This is a genomic window from Marinobacter albus (genome assembly GCF_030238305.1).
Taxonomy (GTDB): Bacteria; Pseudomonadota; Gammaproteobacteria; order Pseudomonadales; family Oleiphilaceae; genus Marinobacter; species Marinobacter albus.
In genome coordinates, this window is sequence record NZ_JASSQD010000001.1 from 82815 (window position 1) to 102486 (window position 19672).

The window sequence follows — 19672 nt, forward strand, 5'->3', positions numbered from 1 at the left end:
ATTCGTGGACCGGTTATTTGCTATCGAAACCCTTGCCTTCCTCGGCGCGCTTGGCCAGCAAAGCCGCAGGCTCCCAGAAACCAGGCTGGGTATGGCGGTCTTCGGTGAAGGCCTGCATCGCGCGAACCACGTTGGGCAGCCCGACTTCCTCGGCGTAATGCATGGGGCCGCCGCGGAACACCGGGAAGCCGTAACCGGTCAGGTAGACCATGTCGATGTCGGAGGCGCGCTGGGCGATGCCTTCATCCAGAATCTGGGCGCCTTCGTTCACCAGCGCGTACACGCAGCGTTCGACGATTTCCTGGTTGCTGATCTTGCGTGGGGTGATGCCCAGCTCGGCTCGGACCTCATCCACCACCTTGTCCACTTCCGGATCGTGCAGGGCGTTGCGGTTGCCCGGTTCGTAACGATAGAAACCGGCACCGGTCTTCTGGCCATAGCGCCCCATCTCACACAGACGGTCGGCGACGACCATCTTCACCATGTTCGGGTTTTCCTGGTACTGGCGCTTGCGAATGGCCCAGCCGATGTCGCCGCCGGCCAGGTCGGCCATGCGCAGGGGACCCATGGCAAAGCCGAACTTCTCGATGGCCTTGTCGATCTGCTGCACGCTGGCACCTTCTTCGAGCATCAGCAGGGCTTCGCGCTGGTACTGGTTGATCATGCGGTTGCCGATAAAACCGTCACAGACACCGGAAACCACGGCGGTCTTGCGGATGGCTTTCGCCAGTTTCATGGCGGTGGCCAGCACGTCCTTGGCGGTTTTCTCGCCACGCACCACTTCCAGCAGCTTCATGATGTTGGCGGGGCTAAAGAAGTGCAGGCCGATGACGTCTTCCGGGCGCTTGGTGAAGCTCGCGATCTTGTCCAGATCCAGGGTGGAGGTGTTGGACGCGAGAATGGCGCCGGGCTTGCAGACTTCGTCCAGCTTCTCGAACACCGACTGCTTCACACCCATTTCCTCGAACACCGCTTCGATCACCAGATCGACGTTGCTCAGATCGTCATAGCTGAGCGACGGCGTGAGCAGTTCCATTTTCGCCTTGGCGTCATCTTCGCTCATGCGGCCTTTTTTCACCCGGCCTTCATAGACCTTCTGAATGGCGGCCACACCTCGGTCCAGGCCTTCCTGCTTCATTTCCACCAGGGTGACCGGGATACCGGCGTTCAGGAAGTTAATGCTGATGCCGGTGCCCATGGTGCCACCACCGATCACGCCCACGGACTGGATGTCGCGCACCGGGGTGTCGGAGGGCACGTCGGCAATCTTGCTGGTCAGGCGCTCGGAGAAGAACGCGTGGCGCAGGGCGCGGGATTCGGGGGTCTGCATCAGGTTCACGAACGCCTCGCGCTCGACTTCCATGCCCTTGTCGAAGGGCTTGGTCACGGCCGCGTGTACGGCATCGACACACTTCAGCGGCGCCGGGTAATTCCTGGCCATGGCACCCACGGTGTTGCGGGTGAACATGAAGAAGCCTTCGGGGTTGGCGTGCCTGGCTCTCAGGTCGCGTACCTTCTTCAGCGGCAGATTTTCGCTGACCACCTTGCTGGCATAGGCAATGGCCGCGTCCAGCAGTTCACCCTGGACGATTTCATCAAACAGGGCGCTGCCCTTGAACTGGCTGGCCGGGACCGTGCTGCCGGAGACGATCATATTGAGCGCGTGCTCTGCGCCGATCACCCGGGGCAGGCGCTGGGTGCCACCGGCGCCGGGCAGCAGGCCAAGTTTGACTTCCGGCAGGGCGATCTGGGCGTCCGGCTTGGCGATGCGGTAGTGACAACCCAGCGCCAGTTCCAGACCACCGCCCATGCAGGCCCCGCTGATGGCCGCGGTGACCGGCTTGCGGCTACTTTCAACATAGTTGATCACGGTGTTCAGGTTGGGTTCGGCCGTTGCTTTGGAGGAGCCGAACTCGCTGATGTCGGCGCCGCCAGAGAAAGCCCGGTCGGAGCCGATCAGGACCACCGCCTTCACGGCGTCGTCCGCTTCGGCTTTCAGGATGCCGTCAACAATGCCTTTGCGCAGGTCCAGGCCGAGGCCGTTAACGGGTGGGTTGTCGAGGCGGATAACGGCGGTGTGGCCGTGTAGATCGTAATGGGCAGTACTCATATGGCAGCTCCCTGATACTGGCATCAACTGGTTGGAAAACGGTGTACGGAACGGATGCTTGAAAAGTCCATACAGTGGTGTATTGTTGTCCGTACACTAATGTATGTTTTGCGTCCAGTCAACGGTTTCAGTGTTGCCGTTCCTGTTGATGTAGAATGCAGATTCAACGCCGACCAGACTGATCAGAGCAGGATCCGATTCCGGAATGAACGAAGCCGAGACTCCAAAACGCCGTGGCCGAAGCGCGTCGGAAAAAAGTCAGCTCACCCGCGACAACTGGCTCGATGCCGCGGCTGGCGAAATAGCCGCCGGAGGCTTCAGTCAGTTACGGGTGCTGACTCTGGCCAAGAAGCTCGGCGTGACGCGGGGCAGTTTTTACTGGCACTTCCGCGACCATGAGGATCTGGTGTTGAGTTTTCTCGACCGCTGGCGGGACCGGCGACTGCACGAATTGCAGTACTGGAAGCCGAAAGGGGGCGATGTCGAAACCGAATTGCGGCAGATTCTCGAGCTGCTGCTGACCGATGCCTCGCGCAACATCCGTCGACTTCAGGTGGAACTGGCGGTGCGCGATTTTGCCCGGCGCAACGAGTACGCGGCGGAGTTGGTCACCCAGGTGGATGCGGCCCGCATCAATCAGAACTGCACCCTGTTCGGCCGCATGAGCAGTGATCCCCAGCACGTGCGGGATCTCTCCCTGCTGCTGTATGTCGCCACCATCGGATCCCAGGTGGTGCTGACCGGCAAGAAAGGTGATGAAGCGACCATCCGGCGAATTGAGGATCTCATGGCCCGGGTCGTTCTGGGGCAGCGCGATGAGCCGTAGTCGCGCACTGTGGCTTGCCTTGGTACTTGGCCTGGCCAGCCAGTCCCTGGTTGCGGACGAGAACTGCCAGCAGAGCGCCAGGACGGACCTGGAGCGACTCTATTGCCAGGTGATTGCTGAAGGGGCGGGGCAAAATTTGCCCTCTCAGGCCGATTTCAGGCGCAACGACCCGGAGGTTCAGGCGTTGCTGCTTCGGGGCCCGGCCCGACGGCTCGGCATTCAGATGCCCGATGCAGAGGGGGCGTCAGACCGATTGGAATCCCCGGTCGCGGCCCGGCCTGCTGAACCGGTACCTGAGTCCCGGGACCCAGGACCGGCACGCAGGGGGCGCCTGTCGGACTGTCGCCTGGAGGGAGAGCGGATCACGTGTCCGGACCGGAATTTCGATCTGGCCCTGAACCGGCCGAACAGCGAGTTGGCGCCGGGGGTTCTGGCACGTGACAACCGTCTGGGTCTGAATGCCTATGAGGGTGACCTTGCCAACGAGACGGCGGTCCGGCGTTACCTTTCGGATGCCTACGACCGGTACATCCCCAAGATGGTGGAGATCGGATTGGGGGCCAATACCATGAGTTTTACCGCCTTCTACAACGCCTTCCAGACTCTGGAAGGCGGCGGCGTTAATTTCGCCGGGCGCATGGAACAGACCTTCCAGCTGCTGAAACAGGACAAGCAGAGCCTGGCGGTAAAGGCCCGCTACCACGAGGAGCTGCCGGACAACCTCTTCCTTTGTGATGCGGTCAACCGCGACATCATCGTGTGCGATAACGTGGGCACCAACTGGGTCTTCGTCCGTTCGGACCGCTAACAAGGACCGGGATACGTTCACTTCCTTACGGCAAAAAATGCCTGAGGCGACTAGACTTGCCGGCTTTCACCAACCGTCGGAATGCTAGGAATGCTTGAAACTTTTTTCTCCACCTTTATCAGTAGCACGATCCGTTTTCTGTTCCTGCTGGCGCCGTTCTTTGTGGTCACCATGTTTCTTGCGCTCACCCGGGGCCTGCCGGCAGCCGAAAAGGCATCCATTATCCGTCGGGCCTGCATTTCCGCGTTTGTGCTGGGCCTCGTGCTGTTCTTTGCGGGTCCCCTGTTGTTCAGCGCCGTGGGCATCACGCTCAACTCCTTCCGGATCGGCGCCGGCACCCTGCTGTTCCTGACCGCCATCAGCCTGGTCACCAGCGGTACCCGCAACCATGCCACCGGGCTGCCCGAAGAGGACCGTGATGACATTGCGGTGGTTCCCCTGGCCATTCCGGTGATGATCGGCCCGGCGACCATCGGTGCCATACTGGTTTACGGCGCGGAACTAAAGACCGTGCCGGAGGTAACCGGCGGCCTGCTGGGGCTGGTGTCGGGACTGCTGATTCTGGCGGTGCTGCTGCGGTTGTCCGGCTATCTGGAGCGGGCTCTGGGTAAGACCGGCCTGAACATTCTGTCCAAGATCAGCGGCCTGATCCTGTCGGCGATGGCGGCGGAAATTGTCTTGACGGGTATTGCGGGTTTCATCGCCACCACCTAGAGTAATCGGGCGATTCTGCTTTCCTGCCCCAGTGAGTTGTATGTCGGCCAACACCATTGAACACAACCGAATCCGCCAGAACTTTGAGGGCGTGTCGTCCATTTGGCTGTTCGGTTACGGCTCGCTCATCTACAAGGTGGACTTTCAGTTCCTTGAACGACGTCCGGCGACCATTCATGGCTGGGAACGCCGGTTCTGGCAGGGGTCCCATGATCATCGGGGCACCCCGGAAGCGCCAGGCCGGGTTGTTACGCTGATTAAGAGCCCAAACGCCGCCTGCAAGGGCATGGCGTACCGGGTTTCCCCCTCGGTGTTCGAACACCTGGACGTGCGGGAGAAGAACGGGTACCTGCGCTTCGCCACCACCCTGACCTTTGAAAATGGCAGCCACGCCGAAGGCCTGGTGTACATCGCCACGGAAGACAACGAGGCCTTTCTGGGCCATGCCCCGGATGCCGAGATTGCCCGACAGATTGCAGGCGCGACCGGCCCGAGCGGACCGAATTCCGAATACCTGCTGCGTCTCGCGGAGTCCCTGCGCAGCCTCGGGGACTCCTGCCCCCACACCTTTGCAATCGAGTCCCACGTGCGTTCTGCCGCAGGATGCGACACCTGACCGCCCGGGAACGTAAAGTCCAGCGCAGCTTCCGTAAAGTTCTTGCAAAGCCGGCCGTCAGCGGCTGACTTTTGCGCCCGGTTCGATAGTCTGGATTCAGGAGGCGCAGGGGGAGGTTCTCCCTGCCCAACCCGTTTCCTGAAGGACAGGAGAATCGTGATGAAAAGATTACTGATTGGAAGCTGTGTTGCCGCCCTGCTAGTGACTGCCGCACCGGCCATGGCGGAAGGGTACCGGGACGGGGGGCATCCGTCGGGGATCCAGAAACAGCTGGATCGGGGTAAGGCAATGCCTCCCGGGCATCAGAAGAAGGAATTTCTCAAGGCGCACTATCGCCGCGACCACCACGACCGGGATCGCCGGTACAAAGATAAACACAAGCGCAAGTACCACAAGCGGGACCGCGATCATTACAGTCGCTATGATCGCGGCCATCATCACCGGGACAGGCACCGCCACTCCTATCGGGATCACCACAGGGACCGCCGGCACGACCGGCGCCACTATCACCGGGAATACCGGGTTCATATCGGCTTCGATGATCATGTTCCCCCGGAATACCGGATGGCCCGAATCATTCACAATACTCGTGAGCTAATTGAACCTTCCCACCGTTGAAGCCCCTGGCCGGCTCCCTGCGACGGTGCCGCAGTCCGATCAGGACCAGCGGCACCACGATCATCAGGCTGCCGGCCAGGAACCAGACATCCGGCACTTCGCCAAAACCGACCCAGCCAATGCCGACAGCCCAGATCAGGCCGGTGTATTCGGCGCTGGTGACCTGGTTGGCATCCACCTGCTGGTAGGCCAGCAATACGGTGATGTTGTAGGCCAGTATGAACAGGGACGATCCGAGGGCGCTGATCAGTATCCCGGAATCCCAGGCTGCACCTTCCCACCAGGCCAGACCGCCGGCCGCGGGCAGGATCAGCAGGTAGTTCAGAAACAGCTTGTGCACGGTGGACTGCTTCTTGGGCAGTTGGCGGACCATCACCGCGTTGATGGCCAGCGCAAAGGCTGAGCCCAGGGCAGCCACCGCCGCCCAGTTGAATTCCACCGGCCGAAGGATAACCACAATGCCGGCAAAGCCACTGAACACGGCAGTCACGCTCAGCGGGGTCAACCGCTCCCGGAACAGGAAGACGGACAGCACCATCACAAGAATCGGGGCGGCGTAGAAGACCGCATTGGCGGTTGCCAGCGGCAGATTTCCCAGTGCAATGACCATGCACAGAATGCCGGCCAGGTGGATGTGCGCCCGGAAGGCGTGAACCCGGAAGCCGGCGAACAGGCGCTTGCGGTCCAGTTGACCGGCCAGCGGCAGCAGGAACAGCAGCGTGATCACACAGCGCAGAAAGGCAAACTGGAACACCGGTGCCCCCGGCTCCAGCAGCTTGATGAAGACATCGGAGATCAACGCCATGGCGTTGCCGATCACCAGCAGAAGAATGGCACTGTTGACGGTTTTGCCTGACATAATTTGACCTCCTTATTTCCTGCGTTTGGCGTTCGTGCCCCGAGCGCCACCCTCAGCATGTGTCAGTCCAACGCTAAGGTGAGATCCGAGGGTCTTTGAAATCAATTACTTGGGATGGGGTCACCAAAATTTCGATATTGGGCGACCGTCATGAGGTGAGATTTCTCATAGCTCTCCACGGATAGCATGAGATTTTCCAAAAAAGGTCAATTAAAACATTGACCTATTGCGTCAAGGCACTAGATTTAGCACCAAAAAGAAGGCAGGTAAAGCGGCAATTGCGTTACCTCTAGGACCAAAATTTAGGGGAAAGGAGGGGAGTGAATAACTTAACTTAGTTGTAGTCGGATGATCGATTTCACAAGGGCGGCGGTAAGTAAGCGTCCGGCCATCAAACGTTGTCAGGAATGGCCATGTTCGAGTTTGGGGGATAACGGGAGCCGGAATTTTCGAACTTGGGCTCGGCCCAATAAGGTGTCAGGATTTAAAACTATTAAACTGAACTGGTTAAGTTAAAGGGGAGTAGGTTAGCAGGTCACAACGATGAAGGGCTGGAAAGTGTCTAGAGAACTGGTGGCGATTTAGACGACAAATAGATCCCTCCTCGGCGAATCAGCGGCAGCATTGGAGGCTGCCGCTGACTCGAAAGTGAGTCTAATCGTTACTCTACACCGAAAAATTTACTGCAAAAGGCAAAATTCACCGTTGCCTAATCGTCGTCATCGTCTTCATCTTGCTGACAAGACTCGCATAGCTCGCCAGTTACGCCCCAAGATCCATTCTCACCAGTGAAATATAAAGTACAGAGACACTCAGCACATTGAATTTGATTGCTCATATTAAGCTCCTTTCTCTCGACACTATTTGATAAAATTTATCGCAGAACTAAGATTATTAACCGATTAAGGACTCTGTTTCAAAAGGCTACAGTCATAGTATAACTTCATGTAATCGCCTTCATTTTTAAATCTATTTTATACATTAGGAATGCACTTTTCTTAGGGGAAGTTGATCTTGGTATTAACGTTTTTGGATCCCGTGAAGTCCCTGGTGCATAGCCTATTAGTATTGCGTATTTTGCCGCTTCAGCACCCAGGGGTTCATAAAATCGATCAAACAAATGCTCTTCATTATTTTTTTTCAACTCCTTGTACTGATGCTTACAAAACGCACAAATTTCAGTGTAAAGAATAATAAATAGTGGTCCAGCGGAGTACTTTGCTGATTCGAGTGAATTTTTATAATGGTGAAGTGCGGATGCTGCGTCGCTCGATGAAACTGATATTCTTGCTCGATTCCACTCACAAATCCATATTGGAACTTCGGCACTTGTTTTAAACATTGCTTCGATCGGATCGTCCATTGAGTTTTTACTATATAAAAACTCAAGTGTGCTTGGGACTTCCAAGGCGCCAATAATCGAATAACTTAGCAGCCTCAAGTTTTTTATTAACTCATGGTAGCGTTGCATTGAAGCTTGAATTTTTTGCCCATCGATCACTTCCTCGTCGTTAACTATCAGGTCAAGTTGATCACTGACAGGAAAATAGTTATTCCCAGAAGTAAGCATAGGGTAGTTCCAATCCCACAATTTATTTTTCGTATAAATATCTTTTGACGGTAATTCACGAAGATGCCTATTTATGTTGTGAACCACAAAAGCAGAATAGGCTTTTACTTCAAAAGAGGCTTCGTCTATATCCGCAGGAAGCAGTTGAAGAAGCGGGTTTATGATAGAATAGAATCCATTCCACTTTATTTTATTGTTTTTATTTAGCCTACCAATAACTTGTTTGGACCTCGTATTGATCGACTGCGATGATAAATCTTCATTCCATATTGCTTTATCAGAATAATTTTTATGATTTAGTTTAAAATCATGAAACTGATGAAGTCGGTGCAGAGACACGCCACACCGTTCAGTCACAGAATCAACGAACGTCCGAAGTGGCCAATCATTGGACTCGCCGTTAACATTACCACTAAGATGATTTTTGTTAATTGAAACGTCGTTGCTCAATGACTCTATCAAATCGATCAGAATACTTTTCACGAAGAAAATATACGAATCCAGGTATGTTCTAGGCTTTGCAGCATGCTCCCTGACAAATTCTCTATAATACATTATCGAAGACTCATAGATTTTATAGGCAAAGTCGGAAAGCTCTGATGATTTATAGACGTCCTCGATGACAACTTTTATATATCCTTTAAAATCGACGAGCTCGTCATAAGAAGCAAAATCTTCTTTGGAAAAATAATTAATGTGACTTTGGATGGTCTTATTTTTTCGAACTATTTCCTTTTGACCGGGAGAGATTTCTGATGTTACTGATATTAATTCACTAAGCGTTCCATATGTATCATCATCTTTTTTAGTCACACAGAAGGCATCTTGTAACGCTTTTTTCCTTTCTTCCTCATTTGCGGGAACATCGAAGTAAATATCTTTAAGGTCACTAGACCATAAGCCCAAGCTATCGCAAATAATTTTGTTGAAATAGCCCAGTGTTGGCATTTTTTGGATTTCTAACGACATAATTGCTTTTCTCCAAGCGAATTTGATTTGTACATTAGAAGAAAAACTACGCTCGCACTAGGTATCAAAACAGCGATCCCTTCGTATGGGTGCCCGCCATGACCTGCTTCCCCGCGGCTTAACGGTCTATCATCGCGTCTGTGCTGAAAGCACGACCGGTTTACAGGAAGACCTATTGCGGACCGTCAGCCACTTTTCAAACTGGCGTGGATCAAGAAAGATTCTTCTGATCCCACGGGCTTTTGAGAATTTCCCAAGGACCTGACAAGGTAGGACGTCATTTGCGGGTTGCTCGAACAACTTTCTAACCAATCCTTATTTTATTATTTCAACGAGGGAACGGCGTGCGTGTATATGTAGAAAAATTAGACTTCATTCCAGCTAGTCTGAGTTCAAGGCGTCGCACCCTGCTCGTGGACACCGAGAATTTCGACGACAATCTCCGTTTGGAAAACCGATTTGGGCAGCCAGCCGACGAAAAGCGCTCTGAGTCGATGCTTGCAATTGAGGTCGAAGCACCCCCGTGGAAATCGATGAAGGAAGGATCGTGGTATGAGCTAGCTCCTTCGCTTTTCGAAGACTTCACCTACCGACCTGTATCTGAGGAGGAGGAGGGCGGAACGTTTTTGAGGGCCCGCTTAACTGGGCCTTTGCGACCGATTGATTTCACGGAGTACTTGAGTCGCCCAAACTTCGCCGAAACCCAGATCGGTGGAACGGGAGAACGAGTTTTCGACAGTGATGGTCCACTTCAACTCGCAGTCATCGATTGTGGTCAGGGAAACTGGAACGAAGTTCGTTCACCGAAGAGCGTACTTATCTATGATATTGGAGCTTCGATGCGATACTCGCGACCCGAAGTTGAACAGTTAGTTCGGAATCGAGCTCTGGCGAAGGATCCGAGGAAAATAACGGCCTTTATCAGTCATTGGGACGTAGATCACTACCAAGCATTACTCGCAATGTCTAAAGCAGATCTCAGCAAGCTTGGCTCCGTTAAAGCTCCAAGCCAGCTGCCCAACACAACTACTTTTCGACGATTAACAAACGACCTCGCTGCTGCCGGTGTGCCACTGTATTCATTGCCACCCGCATCTCCCCCATCTTCTGCTGGGCAAAGGATCGTGCTGTGCCATGACAGCAATCTTTCCTCCTCTCAAATCCAACTCTTCCGCGCAAGCCCAGGGAGGTCAAGAAATCAGACAGGTATCGTATTAGCCGTCCTCGGCCCGAAGCGCACGGCAATTCTTACGGGCGATCACCACTACTCTAAGATCCTCGCAGCTTTGCCCTCCTATTTGCCGAAGAACCCTGTAGTAATGGTAGCCCCGCACCATGGAGGTCAAGCCGGCACCTTGGACTTGAGTTCGTGGCGGCGGACTTTTCCTAAGATGGAGGTGGCAATCTCCGTCGGGCTAAACCCCTACGGACACCCCTTCAAAAATATCAAAGCCAAGCTATCCACGCTTCAGGGATCTGCCCCGCACATAACTAGAGTTAGTGGCGATCTTACATTCCCGCTATAGAGTAGACTGGGGTAAGTGCAGCCTCCTTTTGGGAATGTCCGTAGCAACGGGGTAGAACCCGACCGGAGTTAGAAAAATCCGGCTTCTGACACTGTATCCTTCCTATTTTCTAGCTGGCATACCGCAACTTCAATGGACACGCATTGATAACTTCTCATCAGAAGAAGACCGTCTGCTGCATTTCGGCTCTTCCTCTATTCCGTATCCGCGCATGCTGGCAGCGTCTTGCATAAAAAGACCCCTCGATAGACACAAAACTTCCTTGCTATAAAAGCTATAAATACTACTATTAATACTAATATCGCTAAATGGTGGGGTCTAGTCATGGCAACGATCGAAGTTGATTTTGAAGTTTTCAAAGAGCTAACAGTTCGCCGAGAGTCTGAATCGATGACCGAAAATGACGTAATTCGGTTGCTCCTTGGGCTTGACGGTCAAGCATCTAAACCTACAGCAGGTAACGAAACTACGGGCGGAAAGCCATGGGTATGTAAGGGTGTTGCCTTTCCCCATGGGACCGAATTTCGCGCGACCTATAAGGGCCAGCTGTATACCGGGGTTGTAGCCGAGGGTGCTCTTGTAGTTCAGGGCAAGCGGTTTACTTCACCCTCGTCTGCTGCCGTTTCAATAACGGGCAATCCAGTTAATGGCTGGAGGTTTTGGGAGTGTTTGCTTCCAGGGAAAAAGCATTGGAAAGTGATTGCAGAGTTGCGGAACTAAACATGCCTAACCAAGCGCGTGACCCGGATGGAGGAAAGGGCAATCTGTTTGCTCAGCGTTCTACGGTGCGAAAGATTGGAGCGAGTCATGAAATCTGATGGAGTATCGGCTGCATTCTCTTTAATACTGGAGGAAATTGAGGTTGTTGAATCCCAATTAAATCAGGAGGGTTCCGCTGCATTTAGCAAAAGCCAATATGACGACGCTGAAGCTATCAGCAGCGCAGGAAAAAAACTTAAAGAGTTTCGTTCTAAACTCGAAAAATTACAGAGTGAATGGAGCTCTGGAATCGACATAAAAACCCGTGAAAGAGTAAAAATTGAGCCCGGATATTCGATGAGGCCGCATTCTAAAGCTGCTCGGACAGGTATCAGAGTTACGCTGGCTAATGGGGCTGTAATTCAGAGAGATACCGCTGCTCAAACGATGGCTGAAACAATCGAGTATTTTGGACTAGAAAACGTTCGTGCCCTGAGGCTTACTGTGAACGGAGTCGACCTGGTCTCGAAGTCGAAGCATCCAAAATACGGGCAAGTTCAAGTTGGTAAATTTTTTGTCGTTACCCACAGCAATACCAAAAGCAAAAAGAGATTGCTGGAGGATCTGTCAACAAAGCTCAATCGACCACTCACAGTTGAGATTATTGGGTAATAACCCATAACCAGTCTCTGTTATCGATGCGTGTCCATTACATTAGGGGCTGGTTATATCTACTGATCGGAACAAGGAGAGAGTGTTTGGAAAAGTCTAAAATTGCAGTTTTCATCGACGTTGAAAATCTGACTCAGTGGGTGAAGGATGATGGAACTGAGCGATTGATGGCAGATATCAGTGCTATTGGTCAGGTGATCGTCAGGCGTGCGTATGGAGTTTGGAGTAAGCCTGGTATCTCCAATTTCCAAGCCCCTTTGAATCGCCTAGGGTTCGAACTAATCCACAGTTTTCACCCCGTCAGTGGTAAGAATTCGGCTGACATCCAGCTGACTGTTGATGTCATGGAACATGCACTGCGGCTAACTGATGTCGATTGGTTTGTGCTGGCAACGGGAGATTCTGACTTCTCGCCACTATTTCGTCGCCTCAGGGAAATGGGAAAGGAAGTAATCGGGGTTGGCCCTCGTTCACCATTGAGTGAGAGTGTGAAATCGTCATGCTCTCGCTACATCCATACAGATCCTGTCTCAACCAACACGAGAGAGCTCGAGTTCGATGATGCAGCTGAGATCGTAGAATCCATTTTGGCTGCAAGTACTGAACCATTAGCTTTGAATGTACTGAAACAAGGTGTCCTCAACGTCAATAGCGCATTCAGTGAAAAGGACATGGGCTTCGGCTCTTTTTCTATGTTTCTGAAGGCTATAGATACGGTTGCCCTTAAAATGGCGCCCGGCAGCAATACTATTTGGTTGGCTGAGCTGGTGACAACAGACAGCCCCCGTAAGTCTGACGCTGGTTTGACGCCTGGAAGTCGGGAGAGTTATCAAGCTCTGCTGCGCAAGAAAAAATGGGTCACTGTCCCGAGAGAGTTGCTTGGGCTGGTTGGTGCGACGCTTGGAGATTTACCTCCGTTAGAAAAGCAGGACATGATCGAGGAGCTGATAGTACGCATCGCATCGGTGCGAAAGGACGTTACCGCAGCAGATATTCGAAAGGCGATTGCTCTGCTTTACAAGGCTCAGATGTTTGAAATGATTGACGATACTCAGCACGATAGTCGTTTGCTGAAGCTAAAGTCTGAACATGACCACATGAAAGAAGTGGATATGGCATTTATCCGCAGACTGAGGTCTGCGTGTACCGAGAATGCTGTTGAGTTTGAGCCCTCGATTATACAGAATCTACTTTTTACACAACCAGCAATGCCTGATCTATGCACTATGTTACGGAGTGTTGAAGCGGAAGCGGTTATTTAAAAATCAGTAGTGCAGCTAAACGAGAGATATTTAAAAGAGGTTTCTGCCTTTAGCATGGTATCCGACCAAGAATATCAAGCCAGTTGGGTTTTGCCGGTCTAGATAATTAGACCACCGACGCACCCAAGAGATCGGCGGCCTAAATTTATTCTACCGCTTAAGCGGCTAGCATGATTTGGTCGATCATTTTCAATAGAGATGGAAGGGCCAAATGAGGCCTATGTCGGTTAGTGTTCGCGGGAGATTCGCAGATCTCTTGTACAAAGAAAAACGATGTCACTTCGCCTCTTTTGATGTCTATGATTTCTTTTCTGCTGGCATGCAAAAGCTGAAGAAAAGACATCATGACCTCTGAAATCGTGATCTGGGCGACATCCCAACTATCTGCCGATTTTGGACATAGGACCGGGCCTTTTCTATCTTCAAACCCGCCTAACCCTCTGAATAGCTTAGAAAGCTCATTTTTGCTTTGAGTTTTTAAAGGGCTCGAAACCAAATCTTTAAAGAGCTGCTTTTTTCTTTGCCAGAGGAGTATTAGGACCAGAGCCCCTACGGTGAAGGTTTGCTCATTCTCATAGGCGCGCGTTTTCATCAGTGTGTCAAACGTCGCGGCAAGCTGATGTTGACTCCGCAAGTCTAAGTTAAAAGCATCTGATACCCACTGGAAGTCCACGTAAAACTTTTCTATTCCGGATTGAACCTCGGGGTAGGATGCGAATATCAAGGATCCTAAATTGTCTTCACTATCAAACATCTCATATTCCCGTTCCAGCGCCTTAGCAAACCGATGATTATTCGGAAGGCTCAAGTGGACTTCTCTAGAAAAGATGCGATTGAAGTAAACCTCTGCATCGAATCCTGGTCCATACATCCCTCTGAGGGATGCCTGTAGCTGTTCTCCATCCGTCGCGAAGATGAAAAAGATGTGATCAACGTTGCAGATATGCTTTACAACTTCGATTAGCTCAATCGTGAAGTTTGGGCGGCAGCGATCCAATTCATCTATGAATACATATAGGGGTGCTTTGAAATACTCGTTTCCTGCTCCCTCATGCTGTTTGATGGTTCCGATAACGTTTGATAATTTTTTTTTGAATTCCTCAACGGCCTCCTTCCTCTTTTGCTCAGCCTCATAGGGACTCGTGCCAAGGTTTATTCCCTCAGGCACCTTCATACCGGTGCTAACAGAAATTAGTGAACGCATTAGCTGGAGGCCGTTACTTTTAAGGAATTCGGTGAGCTCTTTGTTCGCAGTCAAGCTGGCGTTTGCATTCTTAACGACTTGCGCGTCTTTCGATGTTTTAGCGCACTCGTCGAGGCGTCGACTAAGCTGCGAGCTGATCTCGTACAAGAAGGACATCAGGGGATCTTTTGAATAGTCGTTCTCCCACGCATTGTATTCCAGGACAAGATAGCTTTGATCTTCGAGATCTCTTTTCCAGCGATCAAGAAAAAAGGTTTTTCCGAACCCCCAAGAGGAATTGATGTTAAGGGCAAAGCGAGATGATCTGTTTTCGTACTGTTGCTTTAAGAAATTCGTCAGGAGTACTGCTTGGCTTTCTCGGTCCAGTTTGTCGGCTGCCCAATTGTCGGTCTTAGTTTGGTTTCCCGTCGCCATCTCATTAGTCATGACCGCTCCTGTTTGTAAAAAAGTTAAATTTTTCGTGATGTTAGATATCGAGGAACAGTACGTCTAAATTTGTAACCGAACAAGTTGAACCTAAAAAGGTAGGCTATATATCTCTGCTCGTATCGATCCGGAACTGATTTTTTTTGAAGTGATGCGCGCTTGAGTAGATGTTATTTTGTAGAGTTCGTGGATCAGTGCTTCTACCCCGTTGCCACGGATGGTTTTAAAACGGTTTGGACATACTCCTGCGAAAGGGCGCAATGCCCCCGGGGATTCTGTAAGGGCCTGCAACTAAGGAGGCAACGACCTGGCCTCTTTTGGCTTGACCGCTTATCACCTCGCCTGCGCTGAGAGCATGACGTGCTCACAAAAAGACCGGCCGCGTACCCTCGGTTGACCATTCTGGCTTTTCGCCCATTTGAGTACGTCGGCTTTCACAAGATTACGAACGTCTTGAGTCGAACAATTTAGGGCTTCGGTGACCTGTTCGAGTTTCAGTTCTTTTTTTTCGTGCCGGAGCAGCCGATTCGTTAGCCACTTCTCGAAATTGCGTTGATTAAGAAATACGCTCCTGATCCCACGGGCTTTTGAAAAACCCCCAGGGGCCCAACAACGCATGACTTGATTCGCGAGTTCACCGAAGGTCGTCAAATATTTCTTGAAGGCTGGGTTGTCCGGGAAGATTTCAATCGAATCCTCGGGAATTGGCAGTGCATGGATGATGCTACTTAACTGCCGAAGATCGAATCTGCGGCTACGGGAGAAGCGCACATTTTTGTGGGCGATCAGAGCCTTGCCCCTAAAGAAATCCTGCGCGGAATCTATGCTCATGCCTGTAATTTCTGCGAAAGACTGAACAGTGACTTGATATCGGTAGCCTGAGCTTCCTTCCGATTCTAGACTCCTGTCTCGTCTCGACTGGGAAATGTACTCCGTGACTTCCGGAAAGTTCTGTTTTGGGGTAGGTGCCTCGGTGCCAAGACGAGCTTCTTCACAAGGGCCTCGCCAGTTTTGCTCAAGGTGAGCATTAAACAGATTGCAGGGGGCTTCCACGAAATCCGTCCCAAGAAAGCGAAGTTCTCGTCTTCTTTGATGACACTGTTTGCGCCAGGATGCATTTAGATCTGGTCTCTCGAGGAGCAGATACGCACGACGTACAAATTCAGAATGGCCACTGATACTGGGGCAATGTTTGACCGGCTCGTGAATCACGTCGAACGGGCGCATGGCAAAACTGATCGCCAGGCAAATATCTCTCAAACGGGATGCGTCCACCTCAGTTAACTCAGCGCCCATCTCGTCCCAGAGCTGACGTTCCGTCTCGGTGACCTCGGATGCGCGGCTGAGCTCCATGTCATCCCAGTTTTTTTCGCAGTACGGGCAGCCTATGAGCAAGCTCCCTCCCCAGTTGAGCTTCTTGTGACAGCCAGGGCAGTGCTCTACCAACAAACGTTTGTGCTTTGGGCAATGGGCCGTGACTGCCATTCCCCACCGCCAGTCCAAGAAGCCTTGCTCGGATACACAGTCAGGACAAATCCGCGGGAAGCCAAGCCTTAGGTCGGAAATCATGCGATGTTCTGATCGTAGCCATGGAAGTTGGTCTCGTGCTTTAAATCGCACCCTGTGATGCTCTAAAGGCCTCTCAAGCCTTAGTTCCAGTGCCCTGAAAATTTCCCTGGACGGCGCTTCGAGCCACCCGGAATTTCCGGACGCGGCCATGGTCTCTGTGCCCAGACAGCAGAGGATTTCGGCCGGCTTAAACACGCAGTTGAGTTTGCCAACACGCAATAGGAATCCGTTGAAGGATTCGTCAGGGTGAGGTTCCGGCCTAAGAGCGAATCGTTTCATCAGTGAATATTCCAATTCTTCGAATTCTCACGAGCCGCTTTTTTCTGAGCTTTCGCGGCGTGCTCGAGGACCCGCTCGTAATTTGCACGGAATGGATTGAAGTTTTTAAGATCTGGGTTCATTGAGGTTTTGGTGAACCCGTCAGCAAGGTCGTTCTGAGTAATCATTTCCCCTTGCTCTGCGCTTTCAAGCGCCATTTTTATGAGCCCTGCGATCAATCGAGGGATCCCTTTTGTCGCGACGTATACGCGAACCATCATCTCCTTATTGGCCAACGGAATGAGCTTCACACCTTGTTGGTTGAGAAAGCCCGTGCATGCTCTCAGATACGAACCGAAAGCCTGGAGATTTTCCTCCGAGTCAATCTGAAACGGCGTGAGACGCGTCTGGCGTTGAGCAAATCGCTGGTACAGTTCGTCGTAGTGGGCAATGGATCGGTAGCCCGCTGGTGTGCCAGCCATAACCACGGCCAGCTTGTGCTTATCCATCATTAGTTTGATGTGATTAACCACGCCTCTCGTGTTTGACTTCGCTTGCTCGCGCAGAAAATGCTGAAACTCATCGAAAATGAGCAGCTCTACCCCTCGCTCGCGGATCAGCTCATTGAGCTTCTGTTTGAGTTCACCAACCGTACCCTTGATCGATCCTTCATAACTCGACGCCAGCAGGATTTCCTGGATCAGCGTCTTAAGAGTTGGCTCTGCGGGTACAGAGACAAGAATGATTGGCTCTATAGAACGACCAGGACTCTCCAAGTCGTTGCGCTCTTTGAGATGACGTTTGATGTAGGACGCAAGGATGGAGGATTTCCCCAAGCCTGGTATCCCCATCAGCAGCATTCCAATACCTTCCACGCCGGACATTGCATGGGTTCGCTGAATGTCAGCAACTGCCTGTTCGAAGCGGTCATGTCGTGTTCGCCAGTCCGCAAAAGCGACGGTCGCAGGCTTCAGTCCTCGCCAGTTTCTGTTATCACCATCAATCATTTTCGTACTCTCCATCTGCACCGTATTCCTCTGCTCTGGGCTCCAGTGGTTCGCTGGACATCGAATTCCTACCGACAGTTGGAGAGGAAAGGGTGTCATCGCCCTCTCTGAGTCTCATAATCTCCGCACTTATAGCGTTGGTAGGAGCACGTTGGGTGCGCCGCGAGTTAACTCGTTGCATGTTTACGTCGTGTGCTTCGTTGGCATTAATGACGGTTTGGCTTGACCTCGCGTTACGTGGGCCGGTGAAGCCTTTATTGGTATAGGTCCTTGCGCGCAAGACCTTTAACTCAGCGAGTGTTGTGCCTGGCTCGATGTCCGGGTCTGTCACAAAAGCCTGGAAAATGTCATCAGTGATTGGATCGACGACGTTGACTGAATAAACGTCATTGTGCGTGTACTCCACTGTGACCTGAGCTACCTGACCTTGTCTTTGAAGAGTCATGCCGATGTTTTTGAGCTTGTTGTTAGGGTCGTTGTAGCGCAGATTGTTGAGCTGGATCCCTTGATGCGCGTGAACCCCTGATATGGTGCAGGTTCTGGTTTCACCCATGGTGAATTTGATGCGCTCGAAGTTGGGGGGCAAATGCGGTGGAAACACACGTGCTTGCTCTTCCCAAACGTCATAGGGGGTTTTGCCGCCCAGACCGCGATGAGCCGTTTGGTGATATTCATCGATTACCCATTCGTAAAGGGCGGTGCGGAATTCCTGCAACGTCATTGATGCTTTCTCTTTGATCGTCGCATCCAGGTTGGCACGATCCGTATGTTTTCCGCAGTAGCCCCGCAGTGTCTGCGCAAAGCGAGTGCGTAACGTTCGAAAGAATCGTTCGACGAATGGTTTGCGCCATCCCGAATAGGTTTGCACGATCTGGGACTGGCACCCTGCGTCGAGCAGAAAAGACTGGGTTTGTACGCTGGCATAACCAGAGCCCCCATCGCTCACAAACGTCTCTGGCGCGCCATACATCGGCCAGTTGTTTTGGACGGTGCCAGGCAAGGAATCCAGTGGCTTGGGGCAAATCGCATGCTTGTAGCTGTCAATCACCGAACCGGATGATTCGCCGCGCCCAACCTGCACGATTAAACCTAGAATTGAGCGTGAATAGCCGTCGATGACTGCGAAAAGCGTTACCGGCCCCAGATATCGACCGTTCTCATCGGTGACGCCAATGGCGAGATTCACCGCATCCGCTTCCACTCGCTCTAGAATTCGTTCAGTCCGAAGTTTTTTAGTGGCATTGCGGCCCGCCGCTCTTGCAGCGCGCCGACCCTCGCGTCTTTCGATAAATTCAATCGGGTCGAGAGCTTGCTTTGCCCATTTGCGAAACACCTCGCGGCAGGGTCTTCTAACCTCTTTTCCGAACCTGAGCTCAAACTCTTCGGTAAAGCAGTCGTATGCATACTGAAGCGTGGGGTTTCCGAGCTGTAGGTAACAGTCGTCAATCATTTCCAGCGCGAAATCCCGGATATCTTGTGAAAAGCAGGAGTTGCGATCGCGTGTCGTCGCGCCCAGCGTGGAAGCAATGCCATGGGAGTGCCTTTGCGCTTTTTGAGCCCAACGTGCAAGAGTCGCGGGAGAAATTGGGTTCGTGTCATGGATTTCCCGGGCAACTCTTCTAATGACTTGTTCTCGGATCTTAACCCCGCCAATACCGTCTTTTTTCGTCAGCCGCTGCAACTCGTCGAGATAGGCGGAGCGTCGTTTCAGCTCCTCAAGATCCGCAATCGAGAGGCGGGGTGCCTTAGGCGAAGCAACTTTCCCTTTCGGTATTAGGTGAAGGGTTTTCCCGAATTCGGATTCAATCTCACTGCGAGACTTAATGATGGTTGGCTGCTTTTCGTCGTCGAAGGTGATAGCGACGCTTGAGTCTGGCAGCGTTGTCAGAGTCGCGTGTAGATTGTGAAAAGACACCCGGTTTCCGGTCACGGCGATGGTATTAAACATGGTCAGATCCT

Annotated in this window: 16 protein-coding genes; 9 read left to right on the forward strand and 7 right to left on the reverse strand. The window is 52.1% G+C overall.

Annotated elements, in window-relative coordinates; all coding sequences use genetic code 11:
• Positions 1 to 13: 13 nt before the first annotated feature.
• Positions 14 to 2110 carry a 3-hydroxyacyl-CoA dehydrogenase NAD-binding domain-containing protein gene (locus tag QQF73_RS00405; RefSeq protein ID WP_285366820.1) on the reverse strand — a complete coding sequence of 699 codons (2097 nt, stop codon included), beginning with the start codon at positions 2108 to 2110 and terminating at the stop codon, positions 14 to 16.
• Between the two features lie 205 nt (positions 2111 to 2315).
• Between QQF73_RS00405 and QQF73_RS00410 the strand changes: the two genes are divergently transcribed.
• From QQF73_RS00410 to QQF73_RS00430, 5 genes are all read left to right on the forward strand, one after another.
• On the forward strand, positions 2316 to 2936 hold the full coding sequence (locus QQF73_RS00410; protein WP_219867346.1) for a TetR/AcrR family transcriptional regulator: 621 nt from the start codon (positions 2316 to 2318) through the stop codon (positions 2934 to 2936).
• Positions 2926 to 3744, forward strand: coding sequence for a hypothetical protein (locus tag QQF73_RS00415; protein ID WP_285366821.1), 819 nt, complete (start codon positions 2926 to 2928; stop codon positions 3742 to 3744). Before QQF73_RS00410 ends, QQF73_RS00415 begins: the two co-directional genes overlap by 11 nt.
• A 90-nt stretch (positions 3745 to 3834) precedes the next feature.
• Positions 3835 to 4458 carry a MarC family protein gene (locus QQF73_RS00420; protein ID WP_219867345.1) on the forward strand — a complete coding sequence of 208 codons (624 nt, stop codon included), beginning with the start codon at positions 3835 to 3837 and terminating at the stop codon, positions 4456 to 4458.
• Positions 4459 to 4498: 40 nt separating this feature from the next.
• Positions 4499 to 5074, forward strand: coding sequence for a gamma-glutamylcyclotransferase (locus QQF73_RS00425; protein WP_285366822.1), 576 nt, complete (start codon positions 4499 to 4501; stop codon positions 5072 to 5074).
• A 159-nt stretch (positions 5075 to 5233) separates the two neighbouring features.
• Positions 5234 to 5692: a hypothetical protein gene (locus QQF73_RS00430; RefSeq protein WP_219867343.1), complete on the forward strand. Its 459-nt coding sequence runs from the start codon at positions 5234 to 5236 to the stop codon at positions 5690 to 5692.
• Here the strand turns inward: QQF73_RS00430 and QQF73_RS00435 are convergent.
• Positions 5649 to 6551, reverse strand: a complete 903-nt coding sequence (locus tag QQF73_RS00435) for a DMT family transporter (RefSeq protein WP_285366823.1) — start codon at positions 6549 to 6551, stop codon at positions 5649 to 5651. The two genes, QQF73_RS00430 and QQF73_RS00435, sit on opposite strands and share 44 nt — an antisense overlap.
• 943 nt (positions 6552 to 7494) lie before the next feature.
• Positions 7495 to 9090 (reverse strand): hypothetical protein, encoded by a 1596-nt coding sequence (locus QQF73_RS00440; protein WP_285366824.1) that lies wholly within the window; start codon positions 9088 to 9090, stop codon positions 7495 to 7497.
• Positions 9091 to 9434: 344 nt separating this feature from the next.
• On the opposite strand from QQF73_RS00440, the gene QQF73_RS00445 reads away from it, so the two are divergent.
• The 4 genes from QQF73_RS00445 (at position 9435) to QQF73_RS00460 (ending at position 13249) form a co-directional block, all read left to right on the forward strand.
• A complete protein-coding gene (locus tag QQF73_RS00445) occupies positions 9435 to 10616 on the forward strand; it encodes a ComEC/Rec2 family competence protein (protein ID WP_285366825.1) in 1182 nt (393 codons plus the stop codon).
• A gap of 324 nt (positions 10617 to 10940) precedes the next feature.
• Complete coding sequence (locus QQF73_RS00450; RefSeq protein WP_285366826.1) at positions 10941 to 11336, forward strand: hypothetical protein; 396 nt, start codon at positions 10941 to 10943, stop codon at positions 11334 to 11336.
• Positions 11337 to 11423: 87 nt separating this feature from the next.
• The gene (locus QQF73_RS00455) at positions 11424 to 11987 is read left to right on the forward strand and encodes a hypothetical protein (RefSeq protein ID WP_285366827.1); all 564 of its coding nucleotides are present in this window, start codon (positions 11424 to 11426) and stop codon (positions 11985 to 11987) included.
• 86 nt (positions 11988 to 12073) lie between these two features.
• A complete protein-coding gene (locus tag QQF73_RS00460; RefSeq protein WP_285366828.1) occupies positions 12074 to 13249 on the forward strand; it encodes an NYN domain-containing protein in 1176 nt (391 codons plus the stop codon).
• 157 nt (positions 13250 to 13406) lie between these two features.
• On the opposite strand, the gene QQF73_RS00465 is transcribed toward QQF73_RS00460, so the two are convergent.
• The 4 genes from QQF73_RS00465 to QQF73_RS00480 form a co-directional block, all read right to left on the reverse strand.
• Entirely contained in the window at positions 13407 to 14879 is a 1473-nt protein-coding gene (locus QQF73_RS00465; RefSeq protein ID WP_285366829.1) for a KAP family P-loop NTPase fold protein, read from the reverse strand.
• Between the two features lie 333 nt (positions 14880 to 15212).
• Entirely contained in the window at positions 15213 to 16727 is a 1515-nt protein-coding gene (locus tag QQF73_RS00470) for a TniQ family protein (RefSeq protein WP_285366830.1), read from the reverse strand.
• On the reverse strand, positions 16727 to 17713 hold the full coding sequence (locus QQF73_RS00475) for a TniB family NTP-binding protein (protein ID WP_285366831.1): 987 nt from the start codon (positions 17711 to 17713) through the stop codon (positions 16727 to 16729). Before QQF73_RS00475 ends, QQF73_RS00470 begins: the two co-directional genes overlap by 1 nt.
• Positions 17706 to 19661, reverse strand: a complete 1956-nt coding sequence (locus tag QQF73_RS00480) for a hypothetical protein (RefSeq protein WP_285366832.1) — start codon at positions 19659 to 19661, stop codon at positions 17706 to 17708. The genes QQF73_RS00475 and QQF73_RS00480 overlap by 8 nt, the downstream gene beginning before the upstream one ends.
• Between the last annotated feature and the right edge of the window lie 11 nt (positions 19662 to 19672).